General features: G+C 31.6%; 2 protein-coding genes and 1 tRNA gene. 2 read left to right on the top strand and 1 reads right to left on the bottom strand.

Features of this window, described 5'->3' with window-relative positions; all coding sequences use genetic code 11:
• Positions 1 to 1,302 (bottom strand): sodium-dependent transporter (locus tag CCO88_RS09060; RefSeq protein WP_002786965.1); only part of this gene is annotated, 1,302 nt, incomplete at its 3' end.
• A 245-nt stretch (positions 1,303 to 1,547) separates the two neighbouring features.
• Here CCO88_RS09060 and CCO88_RS09055 point away from each other — a divergent pair.
• Together CCO88_RS09055 and CCO88_RS09050 are read left to right on the top strand one after the other, a co-directional pair.
• On the top strand, positions 1,548 to 1,886 hold the full coding sequence (locus CCO88_RS09055; RefSeq protein WP_002785015.1) for a F0F1 ATP synthase subunit C: 339 nt from the start codon (positions 1,548 to 1,550) through the stop codon (positions 1,884 to 1,886).
• 56 nt (positions 1,887 to 1,942) lie between these two features.
• Positions 1,943 to 2,028: transfer RNA gene (locus CCO88_RS09050), tRNA-Leu, on the top strand.
• Positions 2,029 to 2,030: the final 2 nt, after the last annotated feature.

Raw genomic sequence — 2,030 nt, 5'->3', positions numbered from 1 at the left:
AACCGCCAAAGGCGAAATAAATCTTAAAAAGATATACCAAAGTTCAAAAAATATACCCTTCATATAAGGACCAAATAAAATTTGCAAAGCTTCTTTTTTGATCACAAAACCCACAAAAATAGCAGCTAAAATTCCACCCAAAGGCATAATAATTTTACTTGATAAAGTGTCTAAAAGATCAAAAACACTAAGACCAAAAATTTTAAATGCAGTTGAATCCAAAGAAGACAAAATACACAAAATTCCTAAAGTATAAACTATAATTCCTATCAAAATTAAAGCTTTTTTACGGCTCATTCCAAAGCTATTAATTAAGTAAAAAGCAAAAGGCTCTATCATTGAAACTGCTGAAGTAATACCTGCAAAAATCAAAGATATAAAAAAAGCTGCTCCTAAAATATGTCCTATAGCTCCAAGTTTTTGAAATAAAGTCGCTAAAGAAACGAAAATCAGACCTGGACCCTCTTTGCTTGCATCAAAACCAAACTCAAAGATAAAGGTAAAAACGACTAAACCCATTAAAAGTCCGATTAAAAGATTGATAAAAATGATATTTAGAGTGCTGGTAATAAAATTTGTACGCTCAGGTAAACTTGCTGAATAAGTGATAATAGTCCCTACCCCCAAAGATAAACTAAAAAAAGCAAGTCCTAAAGCCTCAAGCACATTAGAAGTACTAATCTTAGAAAAATCAGGCACGAAAAGAAATTCAACCGCCATCATAAAACCATCTTTAGTCATTGCATAAATAAGCATCAAAACAAGTAAGATAAATAAAGCTGGCATCATCCAAACATTTAGTTTTTCAATGCCATTTTTTACACCCTTAGATACTGTGTAAAAAACAATTAAAAAAATCAAGGTAAAACATACAAATTGGCTTACAAAATCACTTGAAATTAATTTTCCAAATTCAGCAGAACTTGTATTAAGATCAGGATATAAATTTCCGCTAATACTTAAATATGCATATTTAAGTATCCAGCCAATTACTAAAGTATAAAAAGAAACGATTAAAATTGCTCCTATCATAGTAAAACCTGCATAAGACCAAGCTTTTTTATTTGAAGGAGCAAGTTTTTCATAAGCATTAACAGGATCTTTTTCACTAATCTTTCCTATACTAAGCTCGGCTAGAAAAATAACAAAACCTACACCCAAAGTTAAAATAATATAAAGCAATATAAAAGCAGAACCGCCGCTTTGTCCTACCAAAGTAGGAAATTTCCAAGCATTTCCTAAGCCCACAGCTGAACCGGCAACTGCTAAAATAAAACCTATTTTCGAAAATTTAGAGTTCAAAATTTACAACCTTGTATTAAAAAATTATTTTTAAAGTATTATTAAAGCAAAAAAAGTTTTAATCTTTAATGAAAGTAATAAAAATACTTTAAAAATGTGAAATTTAGTAAATTTCAATAAAATTAAAGATAATTTTTGATATATTTTCAACTTAGTTTTAAATCTTAAGTAGGGATACGCAAGCCGAACTGATTTAAAATTAAAACATTAAAACTCTCTATAAATTTTAAAGAAAGGTTACAAAAATGAAAAAAATCTTTTTTCTATTTTTAGCTCTTGCAGCAACTGCTTTCGCAGCTGAAGCTAATGCACCTGTTGAACAAGAAGCTATCAATGTATGGATCAAAGCGTTTTCTGTTTTAGCGGCAGGTTTAGGACTTGGCGTTGCTGCACTAGGTGGTGCTATCGGTATGGGTAATACTGCAGCGGCTACTATAGCAGGAACAGCTAGAAACCCAGGACTTGGGCCAAAATTAATGACAACAATGTTTATTGCATTGGCAATGATAGAAGCGCAAGTTATTTACGCTCTTGTAATTGCTCTTATAGCACTTTATGCAAATCCTTTTATAGTTTTTGCTTAATCTTAAAAAAGCTCTATTTTAAGTAGGGCTTTTTATTTCTTTGAATTCTAAAATTTGCGGTTATGGTGGAATTGGTAGACACGCCATCTTGAGGGGGTGGTGCGCTCCGCGTGTGCGAGTTCAAATCTCGCTAACCGCACCATT

The sequence above is a fragment of the Campylobacter coli LMG 9860 genome (genome assembly GCF_000254135.1).
In the GTDB taxonomy this organism is placed as follows: domain Bacteria; phylum Campylobacterota; class Campylobacteria; order Campylobacterales; family Campylobacteraceae; genus Campylobacter_D; species Campylobacter_D coli.
Note: the sequence above shows the minus strand (reverse complement) of the source record. Positions and strands in the feature narration are given on the sequence as shown.